This is a genomic window from Aeromonas sp. ZOR0002 (genome assembly GCF_963866995.1).
In the GTDB taxonomy this organism is placed as follows: domain Bacteria; phylum Pseudomonadota; class Gammaproteobacteria; order Enterobacterales; family Aeromonadaceae; genus Aeromonas; species Aeromonas caviae.
In genome coordinates this window covers 1-3,894 of sequence record NZ_CAWMFQ010000362.1, presented here as the reverse complement: position 1 = coordinate 3,894, position 3,894 = coordinate 1, and the positions used below count along the sequence as shown (strand labels likewise).

General features: G+C 60.0%; 2 protein-coding genes. One reads left to right on the top strand and one right to left on the bottom strand.

Translation table 11 applies throughout. The annotated features are described in order from the left end of the window. Positions 1–4: 4 nt before the first annotated feature. Positions 5–964, bottom strand: a complete 960-nt coding sequence (locus AACR77_RS19355; RefSeq protein ID WP_042879455.1) for a TIGR01212 family radical SAM protein — start codon at positions 962–964, stop codon at positions 5–7. Between the two features lie 613 nt (positions 965–1,577). Here AACR77_RS19355 and gltB point away from each other — a divergent pair. Further along, on the top strand, positions 1,578–3,894 hold a 2,317-nt coding region (gltB, locus tag AACR77_RS19350), incomplete at its 3' end, for a glutamate synthase large subunit (protein WP_042879453.1).

Here is a 3,894-nt window from a genome sequence, read left to right as displayed (position 1 = left end):
TGACCTACTTCAAGGTTAGCCTTTCAACATGTAATTGGGACAACGCCAGAGAAAAAGGGCGTCCCAGGCAGTGCCCCTGAGGGCCTGAGCGTGCCAGCGCCGCGGCAATGGCGGTCATGGCGCTCCAGCGATTCTCGCACCAGGCGGGGGCCAGCAGGGTCGGGCGGCGCGCCGACGCCGAGACCCTGTGATAGACCACCTCGGGAGGCGTGTACTGGATCATGGCGACCGCCGCCGCCACATACTGCTCCATCGTCAACACATCCAGCCGTCCCGCCTGCCACGCCTTGCCAAGGGTGCTCCCCTCCACCACATGCAGTGGGTGAAGCTTGATCCCCTCGACGCCGGTCTCCACGACACGGTGCAGGGTTTCCAGGCTGTCCATCGGCGCCTCGCCGGGCAGGCCGACGATGAGGTGGGCACACACCTTGATGCCCCGCAGATGGGCTCTGGTTACAGCGTCAACATAGGCGGCATAGCCGTGGCCCCGATTGATGCGTTGCAACGTCTTGTCGTTGGCGCTCTGCAGCCCGAGCTCCAGCCACACCTCGTAGCCGCGGGCCTGATAACCTGCCAGCAGATCCAGCACCGCATCGGGTACACAATCAGGGCGAGTTCCGACGCAGAGCCCCACCATGTCGCTCACCGACAAGGCTTCTTCATACATGCGCTGAAGGTACTCCACTTCGGCATAGGTGCTGGTATAGGCCTGAAAGTAGGCCAGATAGCGCCTGGCCCGGGTCACCTCGTCCCGGCGTGCCAGCAGTTGCTGCACCACGGAGAGTTGCTGGGCCGACTCGTCGGCAAAGGAGGAGACATTGCAGAAAGTGCAGCCACCCCGGCCCAGGGTGCCGTCCCGGTTGGGGCAGGTAAAGGCCCCATGGATGGAGAGCTTGTGGATCTTCTGGCCGTGGCGCTGCTTGAGATCCTGGCCAAATGTATTGATGAGTTCGTGTAACTGCATGACACCTCCGAAATGAGGTGTCATTCTAGCGACGCAGCCCGGCGGGCAGGCTGCGCTGGATCAATCCCGCTCTCTACCCAAAAATCATATAAATATTCACGCTAGATGCTATAAATACCCAACAGTCAGCATTCACGGTCACTTTTGACAACCTGTCACTCCTGCCACCTGGAGAAAAGTGTCATAACCTCTCGCCCATAACCGGCTGTAACTACTGAAAAAATCCTGTTTAGTCTGCTTATGGACAAATGCAAGACGCAGGATCCTGAAATGTGATCCCCGCCAAGCACACCAGAGATGACTTTGTAAAATTACTACAGTTTCCCGCCACCATGCAGTCAACCACTAAATCGTCCATAACCAGAATATAAATCCAACAAATAAATAAAAGTCAGTCATAAATACACAAAAATGCTGATTGAGTCTCAAAAACCCACATTTTGTTATGGTGATGTAACATTGCAAACAAGCGGGATGTCCAATTGACCTTGCCCGAAAATCCCATTAGTTTGGAGATTCGCCACCTCAGGCGGACGGAACCACAAGAGCCAATCGCAATTTATGCAGTCTGTTGATGACAGTGCGATGGAAGGCCGAGCAAGGGAGAAATGCAATGTCACTATATGATCCAAAGCTGGAGAGGGATAACTGTGGCTTCGGCCTGTTGGCCCACATGGAAGGGGAAGCCAGCCACAAGCTTGTCCGTCTCGCGATGTCAGCCTTGGCTCGCATGCAGCACCGCGGCGGTATCTCCGCCGATGGCAAGACCGGCGACGGCTGCGGCCTGTTGCTGCAAAAACCCGACAGCTTCTTCAGAGCTGTCGCCGAAGAGAAGGGATGGCACCTGGGCCGCAACTACGCGGTCGGCATGCTGTTTCTCAACCCGGACCCCGTATTGGCCCAGGCAACTCGCGACATCATCGACGAGGAGCTGGAAAGAGAGACCCTGAGTCTGGTCGGCTGGCGCAAGGTGCCCATCGATACCAACGTACTCGGTTCCATCGCCAAGGCGTCCCTGCCCAGCATTGAACAGGTCTTTGTCAACGCGCCCCCGGGCTGGGTCGACAAGGATCTCGAGCGCCGCCTCTATATCGTGCGCCGCCGCATCGAGAAGCGCATCAGCGACGACTACTTCTATGTGGTCAGCCTTTCCAACCTGGTCACCGTCTACAAGGGACTGTGCATGCCGGTGGATTTGCCGCGCTTCTATCTGGATCTGGCCGACATCCGCATGCAGGCCGCCATCTGCGTGTTCCACCAGCGTTTCTCCACCAACACCAGCCCACGCTGGCCGCTGGCGCAGCCGTTCCGCTACCTCGCCCACAACGGCGAGATCAACACCATTGCCGGCAACCGCCAGTGGGCCAAGGCGCGCAGCTACAAGTTCGCCACCCCGCTGATCCCCGATCTGCAAGAGGCCGCCCCCTTCGTCAACACCACGGGATCGGATTCCTCCAGCCTCGACAACATGCTGGATCTCTTCCTGGCCGGCGGCATGGACCTGTTCCGTGCCATGCGCCTGCTGATCCCGCCTGCGTGGCAGAAGCACCCGAACATGGATGACGACCTGCGCGCCTTCTACGACTTCAACTCCATGCACATGGAGCCCTGGGACGGCCCGGCCGGCATCGTCATGACCGACGGTCGTTACGCCACCTGCGCACTCGACAGAAACGGTCTGCGTCCGGCACGTTACGTCATCACCAAGGACAAGTTCATCACGCTGGCCTCCGAAGTGGGCACCTGGGACTACACCCCGGACGAAGTGCTGGAGAAGGGCCGTGTCGGCCCGGGGGAGCTGTTCGTGGTCGATACCAGCAACGGCAAGATCTGGACCAGCTTCGAAATTGACGACGATCTCAAGAGCCGTCACACCTACAAGCAGTGGATGGACAAGCACTGCAAGCGCCTGGTGCCCTTCGAGCAGATGGACGATGCCAGCACGGGGTCGCGGGAATTCCCGGATGACCGGCTCAAGACTTACCAGAAGCTGTTCGGCTACTCCTTTGAAGAGCTGGATCAGGTGATCCGCGTGCTCGGCGAGAATGGCCAGGAGGCAGTGGGCTCCATGGGGGATGACACCCCGATGGCGGTGCTCTCCTCCAGCCAGCGTACCCTGTACGACTACTTCCGCCAGATGTTCGCCCAGGTGACCAACCCGCCCATCGATCCCCTGCGGGAAAATCACGTCATGTCCCTGGCCACCTGTATCGGCCGCGAGCAAAACGTGTTCAACGAGACCTTCGGTCACGCCCACCGGGTGCTGTTCCAGTCGCCGATCCTGCTCTACTCCGACTTCCATCAGTTGCTGGCCCTGGAAGGTGAGCACTACCGCCATGCGGTGCTGAGCCTCAACTACCTGCCCGAAGAGGGGCTGCAAGCCGCCCTCGAGCGTCTCTGCCACGAGGCAGCTGAAGCGGCCCGCAGCGGCGCGGTGCTGCTGGTCCTGTCAGACCGGGACATCAGCCCGGATACCCTGCCCATCCCGGCCGCCATGGCGGTGGGTGCGGTGCAGCGTACCCTGGTGGACAACAACCTGCGCTGCGACGCCAATATCCTGGTGGAGACCGCGAGCGTGCGCGACCCGCACCACTTCGCCGTGCTGCTGGGCTTTGGCGCCACCGCCATCTACCCCTATCTCGCCTACGAGACCCTCGCCAAGCAGGTAGAGGAAGGCGTGCTCAAGATGAGCCTGCGCCAGGCCATGCTCAACTACCGCAACGGCATCAACAAGGGCCTCTACAAGGTGATGTCCAAGATGGGCATCAGCACGGTGGCAAGCTACCGCTGCTCCCAGCTGTTTGAGGCGGTGGGCCTCTCCAGGGCTGTTGTCGAACTCTGCTTCCGCGGCGTATCGAGCCGCATCCAGGGTGCCGACTTTGCCGACATCCAGCAGGATCAGATCAATCTGTCCCGTCTGGCCTGGCTCG